The following is a 22,529-nucleotide window of genomic DNA, read 5'->3' on the forward strand; positions in this document are numbered from 1 at the left end:
CCAATGGCCCAAGCCATGAAAATCGCCATCGTCGACGACGAACAGGACATGCGTCAATCGATCAGCCAGTGGTTGGCCCTGTCGGGCTATGACACGGAAACCTTCGCCAGCGCCGAAGACGCGCTCAAGGGGGTGGGCACCGATTATCCGGGCATCGTGGTCAGTGACATCAAGATGCCTGGCATGGACGGGATGCAGTTCCTGAAAAAGCTGAAAGGTGTGGACAGCAGCCTGCCTGTAATCATGATCACAGGGCACGGCGATGTGCCCATGGCGGTTGAGGCGATGCGCATTGGTGCATTCGATTTTCTGGAAAAGCCGTTCAACCCCGACCGAATGACCGAATTGGCGAAAAAGGCCACGACCGCACGGCGACTGACGTTGGACAACCGTGAACTGCGCCGGGAGCTGTCGGACGGCGGCGCCTTGATGAAAAAGCTGATTGGCGCGTCGCCGGTGATGGAACGGCTGAAAGAGGACATCCTTGATCTGGGGCAGGCGGACGGTCACGTCCTGATTGAGGGCGAGACAGGCACCGGCAAAACGCTTGTCGCCCATGCGTTGCATGCGGTGGGGGCGCGGGCCAACAAGAAGTTCGTATTGATTTCCTGTGCCGCTTATGACGAAGACACGCTGGCCAAACGTCTGTTTGGCCCTGCGGGTCAGGATGATCCCATTCCGGCCATGGAAGAGGCGCGGGGCGGCACGCTTGTCCTCGAAGATATCGAGGCGCTGAGCACGGCCACGCAATCGCGTCTGCTGACGGCCATCAATGAACAAGGCACCCCGGCTGAGACGCGGATCGTGGCGATTTGTAACCTCAACGACGAAGGCAAGACCTGCGAAAGCGTGCTGCGCCCTGATTTGTTCTACCGCTTGGCCGCGTTGCGCATCACGGTTCCGCCCCTGCGCGCGCGGGGCGAAGACATCCTGACGTTGTTCACCCGATTGGGGGAACAGTTTGCCGAAGAATACGGCTGTGATGCCCCTCAGGTGAGCGCGCAGGAGGCCGCACAGCTGTTGCAGGCCCCGTGGCCCGGCAATGTGCGGCAGCTGTATAATGTGGCCGAACGGGCCGTGCTGCAGAACCGGCGCGGATCCGGCACCATTGCGTCGCTGTTGATGACGGAGGACGAAGACGTCCAGCCCGCCATGACGACCGAAGGAAAGCCGCTGAAAGAATTCGTCGAGGCGTTTGAGCGCATGTTGATCGACAACACCATGCGTCGCCACAAGGGCAGCATCGTCAATGTCATGGAAGAGCTGTGCCTGCCGCGCCGGACGCTGAACGAAAAGATGGCCAAATACGGCCTGCAACGGTCTGACTACCTTGGCTGAGACTTGCCTGCGCCTGTATGAGGCGCTGCTGTTTGACATGGACGGCTTGCTGCTGGACACCGAACGGCTGTTTATGGAGGCGTTGGTCAAGGTCGCCGCCCCGTTTGGATACGACGATGCCGCCGTGCGTGCGTTTTTCCTGACCCTGATCGGCACATCGGCGGAAAAGACCACCGCTGCGCTGGCGGATTTTGTGCCTGCCGGTGTGGATGTGGCCGCCTTTGATCGCACCTGGCGGGAGGCGAACCGGACCCAACGGCAGGGCCCCGTGCCCCTGCGCCCACAGGTGGGGCAGGTGATCCCCGCATTGGCGCAGGCGGGCCACCGAATGGCCGTGGTCACGTCAACCAAACGGGCCCCAGCGGTGGAGCATCTTCAGTCTGCCGGCCTTTTGCACCACTTCGAACTGGTCGTGGCGGGGGATGAGGTTGCAGCCAACAAACCCGACCCCGCGCCCTATCTGCAGGCCGCGCGCACCCTTGGTGTTGATCCGGCGCGTTGTGCGGCCTTTGAAGACAGCGATACGGGCACACAGGCGGCGGTCGCCGCCGGCTGTGTGACGACGCAAATCCCTGATTTGCGCCCTGACGTACCTCTGCCACAGTTGGGGCAACGTGTGGCGCATGATTTGGGGCAGGCGGTTCACAATCTTGGGCTCATGCCGCACCCTGCCTGAAGGCAACCGGGGGGGGCGCTTATGGGACTGGCCTATCTGATCATTTATGGCGGCTTTGCCCTGCTGGTGGCTCTCGTCGGGATCGCGATCCTTGTGGCCCTTGCCAAAGGGTATGCGAAAACCGGGCTTGCGATCCTGGCCGTGGCCCTTGCTGTGGGCATCTGGCCTGCGGTGCCGTCTTATTTTGACGCCCAGTCGCGCCGTGCCGGCGTGGAGGCGTTATCATTCGCGCCAGGCACCATCGATTTTGCGGGCAAGACGGTCATTTTTGTCGAAAGCGGGTCGACCATTTGTGGCGATAACGTCTGCGGCCATGCCCTGCGCCACGGTGGCTTGGCGCGTGCGTTCTGGACGGGCAGTGAAAACCTGTCTTACCATCACCCTGATATTGCCTGGCCATTCGATGCCATCGCGCAAGATCCCGTGATCCATGAGGTTGAGATGACCGCTCCGGCAGAAGATGCCAACGGGTTCACCTATGCGGATCCGGTGGCAGAGACGCGCCGCCTGCCGGACGTTGATTATACCGTGCTGGCCGACGAAAGTTTCATCGCGTTTGAATACGCGGATGCCTTCGGGTTGGCAGAAAAGCTGCCGCATACCGTGCGGTTTGCCTACATGGTGTTTGAGGGCTGGCCCACGGCGGGCCAAGCCCCCATCGCGCGGCTTTTGACGGTGCAGTTTCACCAAGAGCCGCCTTTCGTGTGGCCCGTTCACACGCAATTTCACTACCACCCGCCACTCTTTGAAAACCGCGACCGCGTGCGCGCGTGGTTCTGCGATGCCCCGCAAGATGACGCTTTTTTCCCGCCCGATCCCTGTGCGGCGGGCGGCAATTGATGTCTCAGGACACTTTCACGTTGTAAAGCGCCCACATTGTCACCTATGTATGAGGGACGGCAGGTTGACGTGATGGAACGTCAAAAGGCCGGTGAGATTTTCCGGATGTGACCGGAGTGGGCCTAGATTGGACATCTGTCTGACAGAGCGCCACCCCACGAACCGGACCGATGAATGTGATCCAGCCTTTGTTTTAAAGGGCAGGTCAGATGAACAGCCCAAGGGCCACGGCCTGAGACCGAAATGGACTTTGCCACCTTTGGGCCTGAAACGGACATCGCACATCGTGCAGATGTCGGAGAGCAAACGCGATGATGCGCGCGGAACAGATAACACACGGTGCGGCGAACCAATCGGTTCGTGCCCCATCTGTCGCGCCCATCGCCAATATTGGACACAGTGACAAACCGGCCGGACCCCCAGGGGTGCGGCCAATTGGGCTGTGCGAACGGAACTTATGGCTAAGAAAATGCTTATCGATGCCACCCACGCGGAGGAAACCCGCGTCGTGGTGGTGGATGGAAACAAGGTTGAGGAGTTCGACTTCGAAACCCAATCGCGCCGCCAACTTGCGGGCAACATCTATCTTGCAAAAGTAACTCGGGTTGAACCGTCGCTGCAGGCGGCGTTCGTGGACTATGGCGGCAACCGTCACGGGTTTCTGGCGTTCAATGAAATCCACCCCGACTATTACCAGATCCCTGTCGCGGACCGTGAGGCGCTGATCGCCGAAGAGCGCGCCTATGCGGACGCCATGCGGGCCGAAGCGGAGGCCGAGGCCGAAAAGCCCAAGCGCAGCCGTCGTCGCCGCAAACCCCAAAAAGACGTCGTGGCCGCTGAGGTCGAAGCGACTGATGAGGATGCGGTGACCACCGCAGACCCCGCCGAAACCTCCGCCGAAACCTCCGCTGAGACCCCCGCCGAGATGCCCGAAGAAGAAACCTCCGGCGATATCGCAGGGATGGAGACCATCGATCTCGAAGAGGGGGCCTCCCCCATGGAGACGGTCTCCGAAACACCTGTTGAGACCCCTGAAAGCGGGTCTGCCGAAGGGGATGAGGCCGACGACGAAGAAAAGCCCTATGTGGCCATGGATGATGCCGCCGAAAAAGACGACACCATCGAAAAAGTCGCCGATGATGACGACAGCGAAGACGTGCGCCCCGTGCGCAAACCGCGCCCGAAACGGTACAAGATTCAGGAAGTCATCAAGGTTCGCCAGATCCTGCTGATCCAGGTCGTCAAAGAAGAACGCGGCAACAAGGGTGCGGCCCTCACGACCTACCTGTCGCTGGCCGGGCGTTATTGCGTTCTGATGCCCAACACCGCGCGCGGTGGTGGCATTTCCCGCAAGATCACCAATGCCGCTGATCGCAAGAAGCTCAAGGCGATTGCAAATGAGATGGACGTGCCCGATGGGGCAGGCTTGATCATTCGCACCGCAGGCAGCCAGCGCACCAAGACCGAGATCAAACGCGACTATGAATACCTTCAACGTCTGTGGGAACAGATTCGCGAACTCACGCTGAAATCCATCGCGCCTGCGCAGATCTACGAAGAAGGCAACCTGATCAAACGGTCGATCCGCGATCTTTATTCCAAAGAAATCGACGAGGTGATCGTCGAAGGTGAGACCGGCTACCGTGTGGCCAAGGACTTCATGAAAATGATCATGCCGTCCCACGCCAAAAACGTGAAAAACTACACCGATCCCATGCCGCTTTATGCGCGTCATCAGGTCGAAAGCTATCTGGGCGGCATGTTCAACCCGACCGTGCAGCTGCCCTCAGGCGGCTACATCGTGATCGGCGTGACTGAGGCGCTGGTGGCCATTGACGTGAACTCTGGCCGCGCCACCAAGGAAGGCTCGATCGAACAAACGGCGACCAAGACCAACCTTGAGGCCGCCGATGAGGTCGCCCGCCAGCTCCGTCTGCGCGACCTTGCGGGGCTGATCGTGATCGACTTCATCGACATGGATGAGCGCAAGAACAACGCCGCCGTCGAAAAGCGGATGAAGGAAAAGCTCAAGACCGACCGCGCGCGCATTCAGGTGGGCCGGATTTCCGGCTTTGGCCTGATGGAAATGTCGCGTCAGCGGTTGCGTCCGGGCATGTTGGAATCGACCACCCAGATGTGTTCCCATTGTCATGGCACGGGCCTGTTGCGGTCCGATGACAACGTGGCCTTGGGCATCCTGCGTCAGCTGGAAGAAGAAGGCGTGCGGGGTCGCTCCAAGGAGGTGCTGGTCAAGGCGCCGATTGCGATTTCCAACTTCCTGATGAACCAGAAACGCGAACATGTCGCCCAGATCGAGGCCCGCTACGGCCTGAGCGTGCGCGTGGAAGGTGATCCGCACATGGTGTCGCCGGACTTCGCGTTGGAGAAGTTCAAGACCGCCAGCCGCATCGTGGCTGAGGTTGAGACCGCAGTGATTTCCTCTGACACAGCCGTCATGGCTGAGGTGGATGAGGCCCCGATGGAGGCACAAGCCGAGGCAGACGCAGCGCCCGCACCCGAACAGGGGGAAGGCGACGCGCCCACCAAAAAGCGGCGCCGTCGGCGTCGGCGTCGTCGCGGGGGCGGCGGTGAAAATGCCGAAGGGCACACCGGCGGCCAGACCGAAGCGCAAGACGATGCGCCGACCGATACGGATGACACGCCCAAGGATGTCGCTGAGGCAGATCAGCCCAAAGCGGATAATGCGCCGCAGGACGACAAGCCCAAAGCGCGCAAATCGCGCCGCAAAAAGGCCGACAGCGACGTCTCAGCCGCGACAGACGCCCCAGAGGCGGATGAGGGCACCGAAGACGCCCCCAAGCCCAAGCGTACGCGCAGCCGTCGCAAAAAGACGGAGGAGGTTGCAGTTGAGGCCCCAGTCGAAGCGCCTGTCGAGGACGCCCCTGCAGCTGAGGCCGCGCCAGCGGCAGAGACGCCTGAGGAGAAGCCGAAACGCAAGCGGACCCGCAAAAAGGCACCTGCCGCCGCTGAGACGTCATCTGAGATGGAGGCACCAGCTGCAGGCGATGCCCCAGCAGAGGCGCCCGCGCCCGAGGTTGTGGCCCCAACGCCTGAGGCAGAAGCCGCCGCGGAAAAGCCAAAGCGTCGTCGCAAGACCACATCCAAGCCGGCTGAGCCTGCCCCCCAGGCTGCACCCGAACCACAGGCAGCCGAGGATGCCGCGGACGAGGCCAAGCCGAAACGGCGGGGCTGGTGGTCTCTTAAACGTTAAGGTCGCCCCATAGGGGATTGATATAAAACGCCATCCTGTTTTCGGGGTGGCGTTTTACTTTGCCCGCACAACATAGATCTGGTGCGCGCCCGTATCCGATTGGGACATCAGGGCATGCCCAGCTTCGGCGCAGAAATGGGGGATATCGACCACGGCGATTGGGTCATCCGCCCAGATCGTCACAACCTCTCCCGATGCCACCGCGCGCAGGGCTTTCCCAAGGCGCAAGACAGGCAAGGGGCACATCAGGCCACGGGCGTCGATCACGTCTGTCATGGGCTGTCCTTCCATCATAAGGGCGGTGCTGCCCCCCATGTCGGACAAAATGAAACACCTTTCAACGGTCTTGTGACCACAGCCCCCGTGACGGCACCGATGATCCCCGCTAGATGAGGGTCATGTTTGAGACAGAAACCTTCCTCGCCGCGTCGCTGCTGCCAGCGCTGTTGATCGCCTTTTCGGCGGGCATTCTGTCGTTCCTCAGCCCCTGCGTGTTGCCCATCGTCCCGCCTTATCTGGCCTATATGGGGGGCGTCAGCGTCACGCAGATGGAAGACGACCAGATCGCACGCCGCCGCGCCGTGGTTGCATCGTTGTTCTTTATTCTTGGCCTTTCCACGGTGTTTTTGATCCTTGGTGCGGGCGCATCCGCCTTGGGGCGCACGTTGCTGGGTTATCAAAGCTATCTGCAGATGGGGGCAGGCACTGTCGTCATCATCTTTGGCCTGCATTTTCTGGGCGTGTTTCGGTTGAAGTTTCTGGATCAGGAAATGCGAGTGGATGCAGGCGATCAGGGTGGATCGGCCTTTGGGGCCTATTTTCTGGGCCTTGCCTTCGCCTTTGGCTGGACGCCGTGCCTTGGCCCGATCCTGTCGGCCATTTTGTCGCTGGCCACGGGCACAGGCGATGTGGGCAAGGGCGCTGTGATGTTGGGCGTCTATGCCATCGGCCTCGGCGTGCCGTTCTTGCTGGTGGCGGCCTTTTTCCCGCAGATGAAACGCCCCATGGCGTGGATGAAACGCAATCTCGGGATCATCGAAAAGATCTCGGGCGTGTTGTTGGTGATCGTCGGTCTTGCCATGGCGACGGGGTTTTTGACCGTCTTTGCCTATTGGATGCTTGAGGCGTTTCCAGCTTTGGCGATCTTTGGCTGACGACATCCTTATTTTTGTCGAAAAGCCCTGATAGGGTCATCCCAAAGGCAGATCGCAGCAGGCAGACCCCATGTCAGACAAGACCAAGTCGGACAAGACCAAGTCAGACAAGACACCGGCGGACCAGACCACACCACAGGTGAGGCGCCGCCGGGTGTTCTACATTCCGGGCTACGATCCGATTCACCCCCGTCGCTACCGTGAGCTTTATCGCACCGAGGGCTCCGCGCAGGCCGATATCTCAGGTTACGACATCGCACTGTCCCCACGGGCGGGCGAAAACTACGGCTGGCACGTGGACGCCACGATGGAGGGGCAGACCACGCAGGCAGAGGTTGAGGTTCTGGTGTGGTCCGACATCGTGCGTGGGTCCATGGCGTCGTCGATCCCGGCAACCTATCTGCAACTGATCCGCACGGCCTATACCTACATCGCCAGTGGGGCGCTTCGTCGGTTGATGTGGCTGCGCAAGGGGCCAGTAATTGCGGCGCTTTATCCGGTGGGGATGTTGCTGGTGCAACTCATGACCGCCATCGGCCTTGGCGTTCTCGCGGCAAAGGCCTTTGGCTGGCTATGGGTGGGGGGGGGCCAGATGATCATCGCGGCGCTCAGCAGCGGTGAAGGATCCGCGCTGGATGGTTCTGCCATAAGTGTTGGCCGCACGGTCCTGCAATGGGCCCTCGGGGGGGCTGTGGCGTGGTGGGTGTTGAATTGGTTCAAGGCCAAGGATGGCAAGTTTTTCGCCTATTATCTGATGCACGATTACGCCTATTCGGCCCACTACAAGGGTGCAAACCCGCCCGAGCTTGAGGCGCGGATGTCCCAGTTCAAAGAGACCATTGGTGCGGCGTTGCGCGATGATGTGGATGAGGTTCTGGTGGTCGGCCATTCGTCTGGCGCGCATCTGGCGGTGTCGATTTTGGCCGACCTGATCCGCGAGGGCGGGGTCGCGACGGGTGGCCCCGCGCTTGGATTTCTCAGCCTCGGGCAGGTCGTGCCTATGGTCAGTTTTCTGCCCGACGCACACCGGCTGCGCGGTGATCTGCAGTCCCTCAGCACACGTGGTGAACTGACCTGGGTGGATGTGACAGCCCCTGGCGATGGCTGCGCCTTTGCGCTGTGTGATCCGGTGGCCGTGTCGGGGGTGGCGCCTGCGGGGCAAAAGTGGCCGTTGGTTCTTTCAGCCGCGTTCACACAGACGTTGTCGCCCGCGCGGTGGAAAGCGTTGCGGTGGAAGTTCTTTCGCCTGCATTTTCAATATCTTTGCGCCTTTGACCGTGTGGGGGACTATGACTATTTCCGCATCACCGCGGGTCCAATGACCCTGCGTGATCGGTTCGCAGGGCGCAAACCGTCCAAGTCACGCATTGAGATTGCGGCGTCGAAATACACCTCCGTGGCGCCATGACACAGTCAACGCCCCCAAAACCCGCGTCTCGGCCTGAAAAGGTATCGCTCTGGCGGTATCTGCGTCTGTTCCGGCAGGACATTTTGTCGGCGCAGCCGGCCAAGCTTTACCGCGCTTGGATGGCGGAATTTAAGACGCCGTTCTTTCGCAGCTATCTGGCCAATGATCCGACGCTTGTGCAACGGGTCCTCAAAGAGCGGCCCATGGATTTTCCCAAGTCCGACCGCATCGGCGCAGGGCTGCGGCCGCTGTTGGGCAATTCGGTGTTCTTGACGAACGGAGAGGTTTGGAAACGTCAGCGGCGCATCATTGACCCCGCGTTTGAGGGGGGGCGTTTGCGCGACACCTACGGGGCCATGTATGCCGCAGGGCAGGCCGCTGTGGCCCGTCTTGGGGGTCGCCAGGGGACGTTGGATATTGAGCCTGAGACGTCCCATGTGGCCGCCGATGTGATCATCCGCACCCTGTTTTCCATTCCTATTGAGGATGAAACCGCAGCACAGGTTTTTGAGAAATTTCGCGACCACCAACGCACGCAACCCATTCTAAACCTTGCCGCTTTTGTGCGCGGGCCAAAATGGATGCCGCGTCTGTTCAAGCGCGAAACCCGCGACACGGCGGCGGACATTCGGCGGTTGATCATGGATCTGACCGAGAGGCGGATGTTTGAGATTGATGCAGGCACAGCCCCTGATGATCTGGCCACCAAGATCATGACGACCGAAGACCCTGAGACGGGGCAGACGTTCACCACCGAAGACATGGTCGATCAGGTCGCGATCTTCTTTTTGGCGGGGCATGAGACATCGGCCAGCGCGCTGGCATGGGCGCTCTATTTGATGGCGATGCACCCTGAATGGCAGGACAAAATCGCTGCAGAAGCCGCCGGGCTGACATCAGATTTTGCAAGCATTTCAACGCTGAAGCTTAGCCGTGATGTGTTTCGAGAGACGTTGCGCCTGTACCCGCCGGTGCCGATGATGGTGCGGGAGACCACGCAGGTAGAGGAGATGCGGGGCAGACGGGCGCCCAAAGGCAGCCAGGTGGTGCTCAGCCCGTGGCATCTGCATCGGCACAATCGGTTGTGGGACAACCCTGATGGGTTTGACCCGACGCGGTGGGAGACTGAGAACGGGAAAAGCTGCCAACGCACTGCTTTTATTCCCTTTTCTGCAGGGCCGCGGGTCTGCACAGGGGCGGGGTTCGCCATGGTGGAGGGCGTGTTGCTGCTGTCGATGTTGGTGCGCGCGTTCCGGTTTGAATTGACCGAGGATGTGCCCGTACCGGTGGCGCATCTGACGGTGCGGGCGAAGGACGGGATCCGGCTAAAGATCACCGCGCGCTAGATTTTTTGCAATGATTTCAGGATGTAGACGCGGATGGCGGAGGCAAGGCCCACGTCGCCACGGGCCTCGTCGATCTCAATAGCCAGACCGTTGATCGTCTTGTTCTGATCGGCGGCAATCGCGCGAAAGGCGTCCCAGAACTCAGGCTCCAGCGAGACGGAGGTACGGTGCCCGCGTAGGGTGAGGGAATGCTTTGCCGGGCGTGTGGTCATGGGCGATCCGCTGTGCGTCCATGAACGTATTTGGCCGATAAACCGCCAGAAACGTGCGAAAATCGCGATATGGCAGGCGTATGGCTGGCGTATGGCTGGCGTATGGCAGCGACAGCCAGCCGTGCCGATGGGGGGCTGTGCCACATCGCTGTCATTCGTCCTCAAACTTTTGCTGATCGAGGTGGCGTTTCAACTTCGCCTCGCGGGCGGCATCGGCCAGACGTTCGGCTTTGGTGCGGCCGAATTTGCGCGCGTTCTGATCTGCCTCGGCCTTGCGGGCGGTGCGGGCGCGATCCTTGCGCAGCTTGTTGAGGTTCACGATCTCCGACATGGCTGGCTACACCGCACCAAAACGCAGCTGCCACGAAATGCCGAAACGGTCTTCGACCCAAGCAAATCGCTGCGCGAAATCGTAGGCGTCGGCGGGCATCATCACGCGGCCCGCCTGTCCCAAGTTGTCTGCTGCGCGGTCCACGTCCTCTGCCGTGTCCAGATCCACCATGAACGACCACGACGGTGTCGGGCCAAAATCATGGATCGGAGGGCTGTCGAGCAGGGTGAACGTCTGATCGCCCAAGGCCAGCGCCCACATCCCGGAGGCATCGGGGCCGTTGGCGGCAAGCCCCGCAAAGGCCGATCGCCACAGGGCGACCGCATCGGGGGCCACACCGCCCTGCAGCATGATGTGCGGTCTGATCTTCACCCTTTGGGGCCGATCATGTCTTCTGGGCGCACGACGCGGTCAAAGGTCTCTTCGTCAACAAAGCCCAAGGCCACGGCCTCTTCGCGCAGGGTGGTGCCGTTTTTGTGGGCCGTCTTGGCGACCTTCGTCGCGTTGTCGTAGCCGATTTCGGGGGCGAGGGCTGTGACCAGCATCAGGCTTTCTTTCATCAGCTTGTCGATGCGTTCTTCGTTCGCGCACGTGTCTTTGAGCATCCGTTTGGTAAAGCTGTCCGCCGCATCGCCCAAAAGCTGCATGGATTGCAGCAGATTGTAGGCCATCATGGGGTTGTAGACGTTGAGTTCGAAGTGCCCCTGCGATCCGGCAAAGCCAATCGCTGCGTCGTTGCCAAGGATGTGGGCGCAGGCCTGGGTCATGGCTTCGGCCTGTGTGGGGTTCACCTTGCCGGGCATGATGGAGGAGCCGGGTTCGTTTTCGGGCAGGATCAATTCGCCCAAGCCCGAGCGGGGACCGGAACCGAGGAACCGCATGTCGTTGGCGATTTTGTAGGCGGCCATGGCGGTGGTTTTGATGGCGCCGGACATGAAGACCATGGCGTCGTGGGCGGCGAGGGCTTCAAACTTGTTGGGGGCGGTGACAAAGGGCAGGCCCGTGATGTCGGCCATGTGGGCGGCCACGGTTGTGTCCCAGCCCTTGGAGGTGTTGAGGCCGGTGCCCACAGCGGTGCCGCCTTGGGCGAGTTCGTAGATTTTGGGCAGGGCCTGTTCGATCCGTTCGATACCGTTGCGGATCTGCTGGGCGTAGCCGGAGAATTCCTGCCCCAAGGTGAGAGGGGTCGCATCCTGGGTGTGGGTGCGGCCGATCTTGATGATGTCTTTGAACTCGATCGCCTTGGCTTCGAGTTCAGCGGCGAAGGTGTTTAGCCCCGGCAGCAGCACGTCGCGGGCCGTCATGGCGGCGGCGATGTGCATGGCGGTGGGGAAGGTGTCGTTGGAGCTTTGCCCCATGTTGCAGTGATCGTTGGGGTGCACGGGATCTTTGGACCCAATGGTGCCGCCGAGGATTTCGATGGCGCGGTTTGAGATGACCTCGTTCGCGTTCATGTTGGATTGGGTGCCGGAGCCTGTTTGCCAGACCACCAGCGGGAAGTGATCGTCAAGCTTGCCGTCGATAACCTCACCCGCCGCTTCGATCATCGCCTCGGCCAGTTTGGCGTCCAGTTTGCCGCTGTCGCGGTTGGCCATGGCGCAGGCCTTTTTGATGACACCCAGCGCGCGGACGATGGCCACGGGCTGTTTTTCCCAGCCGATGGGGAAGTTCATCAGCGACCGTTGGGTCTGTGCGCCCCAGTAGCGGTCTGTGGGGACCTGAAGGGGGCCAAAGCTGTCGGTTTCGGTCCGTGTCTGTGGGCGGGTGTCGGTCATGTCGGCCTCGTGAGGTTGGCGGTATACGGTTGCATGCCGTTTATCGCCCACGGGGCCGTGGGGCAAGCGCCCAGATGACGCAGTTTACTTGCGGAATTGATCCAGCGAGACGACTTCGGCTTCTTTGGGGGCGGTGGGGGCTTCTGGTTCGACCATCTCGTCCATCGGGGCCTCTGGGCCTTGGTCTTCGGCCAATGGGACCGGGGCGAGGGCGTCGTCTTCGTCGTCCTGGTGTTCAAACCGCAGGCCGAATTCCACAGACGGGTCCACGAAGGTCTTGATCGCGTCGTAGGGGATATAGAGAGGTTCGGGGGTGTCCCCAAAGCTGAGGGTGATGGCAAAGCCGAGGTCTGTGACGTGCAGGTTTTCGTACTGGTGCTGGATGACGATTGTCATCTCACCGGGGTAGCGGTCGGACAGCCAGTCGGCGATTTCCACATCGGGGTGCATGGTGTCGAAGGTGACAAAGAAGTGGTGCGCGCCGGGCAGGCCTTTGGCGGCGATGTCTGTCAGGACCTCAAAGATCAACCCGCGCATCGCTTTGTGCATCAGATTGCCATAGTCGATGGTTTGATTGGTGATCGTCACAGCACGCCCCCGTTTGCAATTAGGGGTAGCATACGGGATTCGGGGGCGGATGAAAGGGCCTGTGGGGGCAGATCGCCGATGAGGGTTGAGGCCGCACCCAAGACGGCCATGAGGGCCAGCGTGGGCAGGAGGGGGACGTTGCGCCAGAGCATCAGGAGGGCGGCGACGATCGTCAGCGCCAGTGCGGTGAGGTTGAGGCTGGCGGGATCGGGGAGAAGCAGGGCGAAGGGCGCGGGCGCAGGGGTCAGCGTGTCAAAGAGGACGTGGGCCGCAAACCACAGCGACAGATTGGCGATGACGCCAACGACGGCGGCGGTGATCGCACAGAGGCCTGCGCGGATGCGCGGGTAGCCATCCAGCCAGTCAATCAGCGGCGCGCCCGCAAAGATCCAGATAAAGCAGGGCACGAAGGTCACCCAAAGCGCCATGAGGCCCGCAAGGGCGGCGGTGGTTGGCCCGCCTGCAGCTTGACCCGCCAGCAGCGCCACGAACTGGGTGACAAGGATCAGGGGGCCGGGGGTGGTCTCGGCCAGGCCCAAGGCGTCGATCATCTGGGCCGTGGTGATCCAGCCAAAGTCGGTGACGACCGCCTGGGTCATGTAGGCCAGCACCGCATAGGCCCCGCCGAAGGTCACGACGGCCAGCAGGGAGAAGAAGAGGCCGAGGGACAGAAGGAACGTGGCCCCCACAGCCCAAGCCAGCGCGAGGGGCGCGGCCCAAAAGACAGCCCCGATGCCAATGGGGGCGAGGGCGTGACGCCATGGCAGCGGCGCGCTGTGCGAGGTGGTGTCCGTGCAGGCCCAAGCGCCATAGGCGGCGGCCATGGCAATGACGAGGGGAAACGGCACGGCAAAAAGGAACAGCGCCACAAAGGCCAGTGCTGCAATGATCCGGTGGTCACGGCGCGACAGGGCTTTGGACAGCAAACGCAGGATGGCCTGCACGACGATGATGATGACGGTGGCCTTGATTCCCAAAAACGCGGCCTGCACCAACGGCACATCCCCAAAGGACACGTAAAGTGCTGCAAGGACTGCGATCACCACCGCGCCGGGCAGCACAAAAAGCCCGCCCGCGATCAGCCCGCCCGGCACGCCGCGCAGTTTCCAGCCCGCGTAGGTGGCCAGTTGCATCGCCTCTGGTCCGGGCAGCAACATGCAAAAAGACAGGGCTTTGAGAAAGGCGTCTTGGGTCAGATAGGCGCGGTCCTCGACCAGTTCTTTTTGCATCAATGCAATTTGGGCCGCAGGCCCGCCAAAGGACAGACAGCCGATACGGGCGAAGACGCGGGTGAGGTCCGCAAGGGAAGGAGAGACGATCACACCCGCACTTTCAAATCCGTCAGCCCGTGGAAGTGGAAGACGTCGGCGTAGGTGGGCGGGCTGGCCAGTGTGAGAGTGGGGCAACGTTCAAAAAGCACCTGTAGCGCCACGCGCAGTTCCAACCGTGCCAGCGGCGCGCCGACACAAAAGTGGATGCCCCCGCCAAAGGCCACATTCACCGGACCTTTGCGGGTGGGATCGAAGGTGTGGGGATCAGGGTAGGCGGCTGGGTCACGGTTGGCGGCGCCCAGCAGGCAATTCACCTTGTCGCCGCGTTTGAAGGTGTGACCGAACAACGTGACATCTTCGGTGGCCCAGCGTTCAAAGAGGTGCAGGGGGGGATCAAAGCGCAGCGCCTCTTCGACCGTGGCCTCATCGGCGTGGCGGATGTCGCGTTCCAGCAAGGTTTTCACGGTATTGCCAAGGGTGTGGACCGTGGCCTCATGCCCTGCATTGAGAAGCAGGATGCAGGTTGTGATCATCTCATCGGTGGAGAGCTTTTGGCCGTCCTCTTCAGCAGCAATCAGTTGGGTGATCAGATCATCGGCGGGGGCATGGCGGCGGTCATCAATATGGGCGCGCATGAAGGCCACGAAGTCTTCGGTGGCTTTGACGGCGCGGTCCTCAATGGCGCGGGTGCGGCCTGTCACATACATCGACACCATGGCGTTGGACCAGGCCAGCAAATCATCGGCGCGGTCCTCGGGCACGCCCAAAAGGCGCGCGATGATGATCACGGGGACGGTGCGGGCGTAGGCCGCCAGCAGATCAAATTCGCCCGTTGGGAACTGGTCGATCAGGTCGTGACTTAAGCTGCGGATTTCAGGCTCAAGCGCGGAGATCCGGCGGGAGGTGAAGGCGCGCAGCACCAGACCGCGCAAGCGGGTGTGGCGGGGCGGGTTCACCTCCAACATTGAATGGGCCTCGACCGCGTAGAAGGGCGCGAGGTGGTCGGGGATGGGGGTGCGGAACTCCTGGGGCACCTCACGGCCCAGACGTTTGTCCTTGAGGCAGGTGGAGACAGCAGCGTGGGAGACCGCGCAGATGGCGTCGTATTCGTCCCAATAGAACAGATCGCCCGTGGCCCGTGCGGCATCATAGAAGGGGTAGGGGTTTTGCACGAAGGCGGGATCGGTTGGGGATTGGGACAGGTGTTTCATAGGGGTGTCTTGGCCTATGAGCCCTAGCCATTGCAAGGCCAGCTTCGTACATTGGCGACATGTTGAATGCGTTGCAAACCCGGATCCTTGCCGTCGTTGCCTTTCTGGTGGCGGTGGCGGGCCTGTCTGCGGGGATTGGCTGGGTCGGGTATATGTCCGCGCTGGATCAGTTGGAGCAGCGCGGACGGTCCGATTTGGCCTTGGCGTCGGACCGCTTGACCGGAGAGTTGCAGCGGTATCGTGAGTTGGCGGTGTTGATGGCGGACCATCCCACGGTGGCCGCCACCGTGCAGGGGCGCGGAGCGGGGGCGCAGGATTTGTTGCGCCAGACCGCCGACAAGACCGGATCGCTGGATATCATCGTGGTGTCGGCAGCAGGGGGGGAGGTTGCCTCCGCCTCGGCCACCGGGGCGCAGCGTCATGGGGGCAAGCCCTATTTCGAACGGGCCATGGACGGGGCGCTGGGCACCTATCATCAGGTGAACGATCGGTATGGCCAGCGCACGTTTCAGTTTGCGGCCCCGATCTTTTCGCCAGATGGCCCCGTGGCGGGGGCTGTGATAGTTGTGGTGAATGTGGACGCGGTGGAGGCCGTGTGGCGGGGGGCGCGGCCTACGGTGTTCTTTACGGATGAATTGGGGGTCGCGTTCATCTCAAACCGGTCAGAGCTGGTGTTCATGGCGCGCCAGGAGGGGGCGGCGGTGCAGGGGGCCACGGCGGAATATGCGCCGGAGGTGTTGCAGCCGTTCATGACATATTCACCGATCGATCGGCGGGGCCGGACGCTTTGGACGGTGGAGGACCAACGGTATGTGCCCGCGCAGGCGTTGCATTTGTCGCTGCCTTTGCCGGTTATTCAGATGACGGGGGAGGCGCTGTTGGATGTGGCGCCTGCGCAGTTGTTGGCGCGGCTGCAGGCGGGGGTGGCTGCGGCGTTGTGTCTGGCGTTTGGGGCGATGCTGTTTCTGGCGACCGAGCGGCGGCGGACGCTGGCGGAGGCCAACGCGCGTCTGGAAAGTGCGGTGGAGCGGCGCACGGCGGAGTTGTCGCGCACCAACGCCGATTTGCGCCACGAGGTGGGAGAGAGGATCGCCACGGAGGCGCAGTTGAAAAAGGCGCAAAGTGATCTGGTGCAGGCCGGTAAGCTGAGCGCGCTGGGCCAGATGTCTGCTGGCATCAGCCACGAATTGAACCAGCCCTTGATGGCGATCCGGTCCTATGCGGAGAACGCTGAGACATTTCTGGAGAGGGGCAAGGCCGATGTGGCGGGGCAAAACCTGGGCCGCATTGCCGAATTGGCCCGCCGGATGGGGCGGATCATCAAAAACCTGCGCGCCTTTGCCAAACAGGAGAGCGAAGGTCTGACGGATGTGAACCTTGATGGTGTGGTGACGGCGGTGCTGGAGATCACGCAGGCCCGCGCCAAGGCAGATGAGGTCACGGTGCGCTGGGCGGCCCCCGATCAGCCGGTGATCGTGCGCGGCGGAGAGGTTCGGTTGCAGCAGGTCGTCCTGAACCTTGTGAGCAACGCGATGGATGCGATGGAGGGGCAGGAGGCCGCCAAGGAGATCGACATCGAGGTCGCGGCGTCCGGTGCGCGGGTGGATTTGCTGGTGCGTGACACGGGGCCGGGTTTGGATGAGCCGGACCGTATTTTTGATCCGTTCTACACCACCAAGCTGGTGGGGCAGGACGGGGCCGGACAAAACGGGATGGGCCAAGAAGGCATGGGCCAAGAGGGCATGGGCCAAGAAGGCATGGGGCTCGGGCTGTCGATTTCCTACGGGTTGGTGCAATCCTTCGGCGGCATGATCCGCGGACGCAATCACGCAGGCGGCGGGGCAGAGTTTACGGTGACGCTGGATGCGGCCCCCACACGAAAGGTGGCCGCATGACAGCCGAGACAACCCGCCGCGTGCTGATCGTGGACGACGAACGGGACGTGCGCGACGCGCTGGCCCAGACGATTGAGCTGGCCGATCTGGTGCCCACCCGCGCAGGGTCCTTTATTGAGGCGAAGGATCATATTGATCCCACGTTTGACGGTGTGATTGTCACCGACATCCGGATGCCGGGGCGGGACGGGTTTTACCTTTTGGACCATGTGTGCAGCGTTGATCCGGACCTGCCGGTCATCTTGCTGACCGGCGAGGGCGACATCCCCATGGCGGTGAAGGCCATGTCTGAAGGGGCCTATGGATTTCTGGAAAAACCCTGCGGGGCCAAGGAGTTGCTGGCCGTTGTTGAGAAAGCACTTAAGGCCCGCGCGCTGGTGGTTGAGAACCGCAGACTGAAACGGGAGCTCGATCGCGGGGATGCGGCGACGCGGATGTTGTTTGGGGTGTCGGAGGCGTCAGAAGCGTTGCGCGCCCGTGTGCGCGCCGTGGCCCGCGCCAGTGCCGAGGTGTTGATCACCGGAGAACGCGGCACCGGATCGCCCAAGATTGCCGAGGTGATCCACCTGATGTCGGGGGCCGCAAGCCGGCCCTTTGTCAAACGCCCTGCGGCACAGCTGACCCATGCGGATCTGGCGCAGGCCTTTGGTGAGGCCGAGGGCGGCACGCTGTATCTGGATGAGGTCACGGCGCTGGCCCCTGCGGTGCAATTTGCGCTTTTGGAGACGTTGGAGCAGGGAACGACGGTGCGGGTGGTGTCGGGCACGTCGTCCGACATCGCGGACGCGGTGGAGGCGGGGCAGTTCAGCACCGATTTGTTCTACCGGCTGGATTTAATGCGCGTGCATGTGCCTGCATTGCGCGAACGGCCCGAAGATATCCCCGTGCTGTTCCGCCATTATGTGGCGCAGGCCTGCGAACAGGCGAATTTGCCGGAACCCGCCATCACACCTGACACCATTGCAAGCCTGATGGGGCAGGATTGGCCCGGCAATGCGCGAGGGCTGATGAATGCGGCGATGCGCTTTGCCCTGATGGGCGGTGTTGGTCTGGGCGAGGAGGCGATTGCCGTGGGCCGTGCCGAGGGCTTGGGGCTGGCCGAACAGATGGCGCAGGTGGAGCGGTCGTTGCTGATCGATGCGTTGCAGCGCGCGCAGGGGCGATCAGGGCAGGCGGCGGAGGCGCTGAAGCTGCCGCGCAAGACGTTTTACGACAAACTGGCCCGCCATGGGCTGAAGCCGGACGCCTATCGGACCGATCAGACCTGACTGACCTGTGCGGATTTCCGCACAGTTGGCGATAACAGCCGTGTGACTTTCCGCCAGATGCGGCAGTGCGGCACGCAGGGTAGATCGGTAATGCGTTGTTATTGCGTGATTTAACGAAATATTAGGTGCGGCATTCGCAGGGGGCGGAAAACCACCCATGATTTTCGTGTGGCCGATCCGGGAGGGGTGGGCCGATTCTAATATTTTGGGAGGAAACCATGAAGGTTTTGATGAATGCCGCCTCTATCGCGGCCCTTACTTTGTCTGCGGGTGCGGCGATGGCTGATGGCCATGCGGGCTGTGACGATGGTGAAATCGTGGTCAAGTTCAGCCACGTGACCAACACCGACCGTCACCCCAAAGGCATCGCGGCCACGCTTTTGGCCGAACGTGTGAACGCTGAGATGAACGGCACCATGTGCATGGAAGTGTTCCCGCAGTCGTCGCTGTACAACGATGATCAGGTGCTTGAGGCGATGTTGCAGGGCGATGTTCAGCTGGCCGCCCCGTCGCTGTCCAAGTTTGAAGCCTTCACCCGCCAGTTCCGCATTTTCGATCTGCCGTTCATGTTCACCAACATCGAAGCGGTTGACGCGTTCCAGGCATCCGAGACCGGTCAGGCCATGCTGGACAGCATGCAGCGCCGTGGTCTTCAGGGCCTGTCTTACTGGCACAACGGCATGAAGCAGATGTCTGCGAATGTGGCGCTTGAGCTGCCGACGGATGCCGATGGCCTGAAATTCCGCGTCCAGAACTCTGACGTGCTGGTGGCACAGATGGAAGCCATGGGGGCCTCCCCCCAGCCGATGGCGTTCTCGGAGGTGTATGGCGCGCTGCAGACGGGTGTTGTGGACGGGCAGGAAAACACGTGGTCCAACATCTGGGGTCAGAAGTTCTTTGAGGTGCAGGACGGCATCACCGAGACCAACCACGGCATCATCGATTATCTGGTCGTGACGTCTGTTGATTTTCTCGACAGTCTGGATGCGGATGTGCGCGATCAGTTCCTGACGATCCTGGGCGAAGTGACCGAGACCCGCAACGCCGAAGCCTTTGCGGTGAACGAAGCGGCCAAGCAATCCATCGTGGATGCAGGCGGCACGATCCGTCAGCTGACCGACGAACAGCGCTCAGCTTGGGTTGAGACCATGCGCCCCGTGTGGGACCAGTTTGTGGACGATGTGGGCCAAGAGAACATCGACGCCGCACAAGAGATCAACGCAAGCCTGTAAGGGCCTGCGTGACGGGGCCGGCCCAGGGATGTGGGCCGGCCCCTTTCGCATGTATCAAAGACAATTGAGGGGGCGGGTTTATGTCCGGTGGCTATACGCCAAAGGGCCGCATGGGTGCGGTTGTTCATTCTTTGGAAGAGACAGTGATTGCGCTGCTGATGGGGTTGATGACCTTGGTGACATTCATCAACGTCGTGCTGCGCTACGGGTTCAACAGCCAGCTGATCTGGGGGTTGGAGCTGACGTTGGTGCTGTTTGCCTGGTTGGTGCTGTTTGGCATTGCCTACGGGTTCAAGGTGGTCAGCCATTTGGGCGTGGATGCTTTGATCAACCTTGGCGGCAAGGGCACGCGCAAGTGGCTAGGCGTTGCGGCGGCCAGTGTGTGCATCATCTACGCCAGCTTGCTGATGAAAGGCGCGTGGGATTACTGGGCGCCCTTTGCGGGCCTTGATGCCACCACGGGGCGGTGGTTCCCCACAGGGTTTGCCGACAGCCGCGATCAGGCCTGGTATGAGACCGAGCAGATCCCGATACCCTTTGCCCAAACCTGGCTGGAAAACACGTTCAACTTCGGGGAGGAGTACGAAAAGCTTCCCCGGTTTATTCCCTACGCCATGTTGCCCTTTGCTGTGGCCTTGATGCTGTACCGGCTGGTGCAACTGCTGGTGCGCATTCTGCGCGGAGAGATCGACACGATCATCGTCAGCCACGAGGCCGAGGATGCCGTGGACGAGGCGGGCGCTGAGATTGACACGTCGTTGGGGTACGGCGACGCGAAGAAGGACACGAACTGATGGATGTCGCACTTTTATTTGGCATGGTCATTGCCTTGCTGGCCATCGGTGTACCGATTGCTGTGGCGCTTGGCCTGTCGTCTACGTTGTTTTTGCTGGTCTTCTCGGACAGCTCATTGGGGTCCATTGCGCAGTCTCTCTATCAGGCGATGGCGGGGCATTATACGTTGCTGGCCATTCCGTTTTTCATTCTGGCGTCGTCGTTCATGTCAACGGGCGGTGTGGCGCGGCGGATCATTGATTTTGCCATTGCCATTATCGGCCATGTGCGCGGGGGATTGGCGATTGCGGGTGTTCTGGCCTGTATGTTGTTTGCCGCTCTCAGCGGGTCATCGCCTGCGACTGTTGTGGCTGTGGGGACGATCGTGATCGCCGGGATGGTCAAATCCGGCTATTCCAAGGATTTCGCCGCCGGTGTGATCTGTAATGCGGGCACGTTGGGCATCCTTATTCCGCCCAGCATTGTGATGGTCGTCTATGCGTCGGCCACGGATGTGTCCGTGGGGCGGATGTTCCTTGCGGGCGTGATCCCCGGGCTTTTAGCGGGTGTGATGCTGATGGTCACGATCTATGTGATCGCGCGGATCAAGAACCTGCCCAAAGGCGAATGGCTGGGCTTTGAACAGGTGTTTTCCACCATTCTGGACGCGTCTTGGGGCTTGTTCCTGATGGTTGTGATCCTTGGCGGGATTTATGGCGGGGTGTTTACGCCGACGGAAGCTGCCGCGATTGCATCGGTCTATGCCTTTATCGTGTCGATTTTCATCTACCGCGACATGGGACCGCTGAAGGGCCGCGGCTGGCTGCCGGAGGCAGAGGCCGACACGGGGCTGTTGGGCCTGCGCATCATCGGGTTCACGGTGGTGACCTTCCTGCTTTATGCGGTCGGAGCCTTTATGATGGGTGCGTCGGTGATGGTGGCGATCTATGCGGCGGCGGTGTTTCTGGCCGTGGCCTTGGTGCTGGGCTGGGCCATGGCGCGGGCGGTGCCTGCGGGGCAGGGCCTGCGGTTGGCCACGGGGGCGGTTGTCGTCTTTGGTGTGCTGCCGTTGCTTTATGCCATCTATTCGGTGCTGACGTCTGAGGTCACGGGGCTGTTTGCGGTGATCCAGATTATCGGGGCGGTGTTCGTGTTGCTGTTGCCGCCTGCGGTGTTCGTGTTCTCACTGGTGCGCGGCGCGCAGCGGTTGCAGGCGTCGGGCGCGGGCTTTGGCACATCGCTGGCGGTGGGGGGCAAGAACCTGATCCGCGCCAATGCGGAGAACGTGGTCTTCGCTGTGCCCGCGTTGTTTCACCGCGACACCAAGGCCACATTGCTGGAGGCGGGCAAGCTGACGATCATGTTGATGTTCATCATCGCCAACGCATTGATCCTGAAGCATGTTTTGACCGACGAGCAAATCCCCCAGCACATCACCGAGGCCATGTTGGCCGCGGGGCTGGGGCCTGTCACCTTCTTGATCATCGTCAACATCATCCTGTTGATTGGCGGGCAGTTCATGGAGCCGTCGGGCCTGATTGTCATCGTGGCCCCGTTGGTGTTCCCGATTGCGATTGAGCTGGGGATTGATCCCATTCACCTTGGCATCATCATGGTGGTGAACATGGAGATCGGGATGATCACGCCGCCGGTGGGGCTGAACCTGTTTGTGACGTCCGGGGTTGCGAATATGTCGATGATGCGGGTTGTGCGGGCGGCGCTGCCGTTTCTGGCCGTTCTCTTCGTGTTCCTGATCATGGTGACCTATATTCCGTGGCTGTCGACCATGCTGCCCACGGCCTATATGGGGCCGGAGATCATCACGAACTAGGGGAGGCTGCGCGCGGGTGCGCGGGGTTGACCCAGACAGAATTGAGAGGCGGCGCATCCGGTCTGGTGCGCCGCCTTTTGGTTGATTGGGGTTTCGAATTGGCTGCGCCAATCCGACCCATTTTTTATTTTCGAATTGGCTGCGCCA

Annotated in this window: 20 protein-coding genes; 12 read left to right on the top strand and 8 right to left on the bottom strand. The window is 61.4% G+C overall.

The window, feature by feature from the left end; genetic code table 11:
• Positions 1 to 3: 3 nt before the first annotated feature.
• The 4 genes from PSJ8397_RS00335 to PSJ8397_RS00350 all read left to right on the top strand — a co-directional run bounded on the left by PSJ8397_RS00335 (position 4) and on the right by PSJ8397_RS00350 (position 6,086).
• Complete coding sequence (locus tag PSJ8397_RS00335; protein ID WP_085862576.1) at positions 4 to 1,338, top strand: sigma-54-dependent transcriptional regulator; 1,335 nt, start codon at positions 4 to 6, stop codon at positions 1,336 to 1,338.
• Positions 1,331 to 2,014 (top strand): HAD family hydrolase, encoded by a 684-nt coding sequence (locus tag PSJ8397_RS00340; protein WP_235000526.1) that lies wholly within the window; start codon positions 1,331 to 1,333, stop codon positions 2,012 to 2,014. Before PSJ8397_RS00335 ends, PSJ8397_RS00340 begins: the two co-directional genes overlap by 8 nt.
• A gap of 21 nt (positions 2,015 to 2,035) precedes the next feature.
• Positions 2,036 to 2,854, top strand: a complete 819-nt coding sequence (locus tag PSJ8397_RS00345) for a hypothetical protein (protein ID WP_085862577.1) — start codon at positions 2,036 to 2,038, stop codon at positions 2,852 to 2,854.
• A 457-nt stretch (positions 2,855 to 3,311) separates the two neighbouring features.
• Complete coding sequence (locus PSJ8397_RS00350; protein WP_085862578.1) at positions 3,312 to 6,086, top strand: Rne/Rng family ribonuclease; 2,775 nt, start codon at positions 3,312 to 3,314, stop codon at positions 6,084 to 6,086.
• A gap of 54 nt (positions 6,087 to 6,140) precedes the next feature.
• On the opposite strand, the gene PSJ8397_RS00355 is transcribed toward PSJ8397_RS00350, so the two are convergent.
• The gene (locus PSJ8397_RS00355) at positions 6,141 to 6,362 is read right to left on the bottom strand and encodes a sulfurtransferase TusA family protein (protein ID WP_085863422.1); all 222 of its coding nucleotides are present in this window, start codon (positions 6,360 to 6,362) and stop codon (positions 6,141 to 6,143) included.
• A 122-nt stretch (positions 6,363 to 6,484) separates the two neighbouring features.
• On the opposite strand from PSJ8397_RS00355, the gene PSJ8397_RS00360 reads away from it, so the two are divergent.
• From PSJ8397_RS00360 to PSJ8397_RS00370, 3 genes are all read left to right on the top strand, one after another.
• A complete protein-coding gene (locus PSJ8397_RS00360) occupies positions 6,485 to 7,240 on the top strand; it encodes a cytochrome c biogenesis CcdA family protein (protein ID WP_085862579.1) in 756 nt (251 codons plus the stop codon).
• A 70-nt stretch (positions 7,241 to 7,310) separates the two neighbouring features.
• Positions 7,311 to 8,648, top strand: coding sequence for a hypothetical protein (locus tag PSJ8397_RS00365; protein ID WP_235000527.1), 1,338 nt, complete (start codon positions 7,311 to 7,313; stop codon positions 8,646 to 8,648).
• Positions 8,645 to 9,994 (top strand): cytochrome P450, encoded by a 1,350-nt coding sequence (locus PSJ8397_RS00370; protein WP_085862580.1) that lies wholly within the window; start codon positions 8,645 to 8,647, stop codon positions 9,992 to 9,994. The genes PSJ8397_RS00365 and PSJ8397_RS00370 overlap by 4 nt, the downstream gene beginning before the upstream one ends.
• Here PSJ8397_RS00370 and PSJ8397_RS00375 read toward each other — a convergent pair.
• The 7 genes from PSJ8397_RS00375 to PSJ8397_RS00405 form a co-directional block, all read right to left on the bottom strand.
• Positions 9,991 to 10,206: a ribbon-helix-helix domain-containing protein gene (locus PSJ8397_RS00375; RefSeq protein WP_085862581.1), complete on the bottom strand. Its 216-nt coding sequence runs from the start codon at positions 10,204 to 10,206 to the stop codon at positions 9,991 to 9,993. The genes PSJ8397_RS00370 and PSJ8397_RS00375 overlap by 4 nt on opposite strands.
• A gap of 151 nt (positions 10,207 to 10,357) precedes the next feature.
• On the bottom strand, positions 10,358 to 10,537 hold the full coding sequence (locus PSJ8397_RS00380; RefSeq protein WP_085862582.1) for a DUF4169 family protein: 180 nt from the start codon (positions 10,535 to 10,537) through the stop codon (positions 10,358 to 10,360).
• Between the two features lie 6 nt (positions 10,538 to 10,543).
• On the bottom strand, positions 10,544 to 10,909 hold the full coding sequence (locus PSJ8397_RS00385; RefSeq protein ID WP_143515305.1) for a VOC family protein: 366 nt from the start codon (positions 10,907 to 10,909) through the stop codon (positions 10,544 to 10,546).
• Positions 10,906 to 12,312, bottom strand: coding sequence for a class II fumarate hydratase (gene fumC / locus PSJ8397_RS00390; protein ID WP_085862584.1), 1,407 nt, complete (start codon positions 12,310 to 12,312; stop codon positions 10,906 to 10,908). Before fumC ends, PSJ8397_RS00385 begins: the two co-directional genes overlap by 4 nt.
• Before the next feature lie 84 nt (positions 12,313 to 12,396).
• Entirely contained in the window at positions 12,397 to 12,861 is a 465-nt protein-coding gene (locus PSJ8397_RS00395) for an SspB family protein (RefSeq protein ID WP_085863424.1), read from the bottom strand.
• A 35-nt stretch (positions 12,862 to 12,896) separates the two neighbouring features.
• A complete protein-coding gene (chrA, locus tag PSJ8397_RS00400; RefSeq protein WP_085863425.1) occupies positions 12,897 to 14,219 on the bottom strand; it encodes a chromate efflux transporter in 1,323 nt (440 codons plus the stop codon).
• Positions 14,219 to 15,382 (bottom strand): cytochrome P450, encoded by a 1,164-nt coding sequence (locus PSJ8397_RS00405; protein WP_085862585.1) that lies wholly within the window; start codon positions 15,380 to 15,382, stop codon positions 14,219 to 14,221. Before PSJ8397_RS00405 ends, chrA begins: the two co-directional genes overlap by 1 nt.
• Before the next feature lie 59 nt (positions 15,383 to 15,441).
• Between PSJ8397_RS00405 and PSJ8397_RS00410 the strand changes: the two genes are divergently transcribed.
• The 5 genes from PSJ8397_RS00410 to PSJ8397_RS00430 all read left to right on the top strand — a co-directional run bounded on the left by PSJ8397_RS00410 (position 15,442) and on the right by PSJ8397_RS00430 (position 22,382).
• Entirely contained in the window at positions 15,442 to 17,277 is a 1,836-nt protein-coding gene (locus tag PSJ8397_RS00410; protein ID WP_085862586.1) for an ATP-binding protein, read from the top strand.
• Positions 17,274 to 18,545, top strand: coding sequence for a sigma-54-dependent transcriptional regulator (locus tag PSJ8397_RS00415; protein WP_085862587.1), 1,272 nt, complete (start codon positions 17,274 to 17,276; stop codon positions 18,543 to 18,545). Before PSJ8397_RS00410 ends, PSJ8397_RS00415 begins: the two co-directional genes overlap by 4 nt.
• A gap of 218 nt (positions 18,546 to 18,763) precedes the next feature.
• Complete coding sequence (locus PSJ8397_RS00420; protein WP_085862589.1) at positions 18,764 to 19,777, top strand: DctP family TRAP transporter solute-binding subunit; 1,014 nt, start codon at positions 18,764 to 18,766, stop codon at positions 19,775 to 19,777.
• A gap of 80 nt (positions 19,778 to 19,857) precedes the next feature.
• Positions 19,858 to 20,571: a TRAP transporter small permease gene (locus tag PSJ8397_RS00425; RefSeq protein WP_085862590.1), complete on the top strand. Its 714-nt coding sequence runs from the start codon at positions 19,858 to 19,860 to the stop codon at positions 20,569 to 20,571.
• Positions 20,571 to 22,382, top strand: coding sequence for a TRAP transporter large permease (locus PSJ8397_RS00430; RefSeq protein WP_085862592.1), 1,812 nt, complete (start codon positions 20,571 to 20,573; stop codon positions 22,380 to 22,382). The genes PSJ8397_RS00425 and PSJ8397_RS00430 overlap by 1 nt, the downstream gene beginning before the upstream one ends.
• Positions 22,383 to 22,529: the final 147 nt, after the last annotated feature.

Origin of the sequence: Pseudooctadecabacter jejudonensis (genome assembly GCF_900172275.1) — a bacterium.
Classification (GTDB): Bacteria; Pseudomonadota; Alphaproteobacteria; order Rhodobacterales; family Rhodobacteraceae; genus Octadecabacter; species Octadecabacter jejudonensis.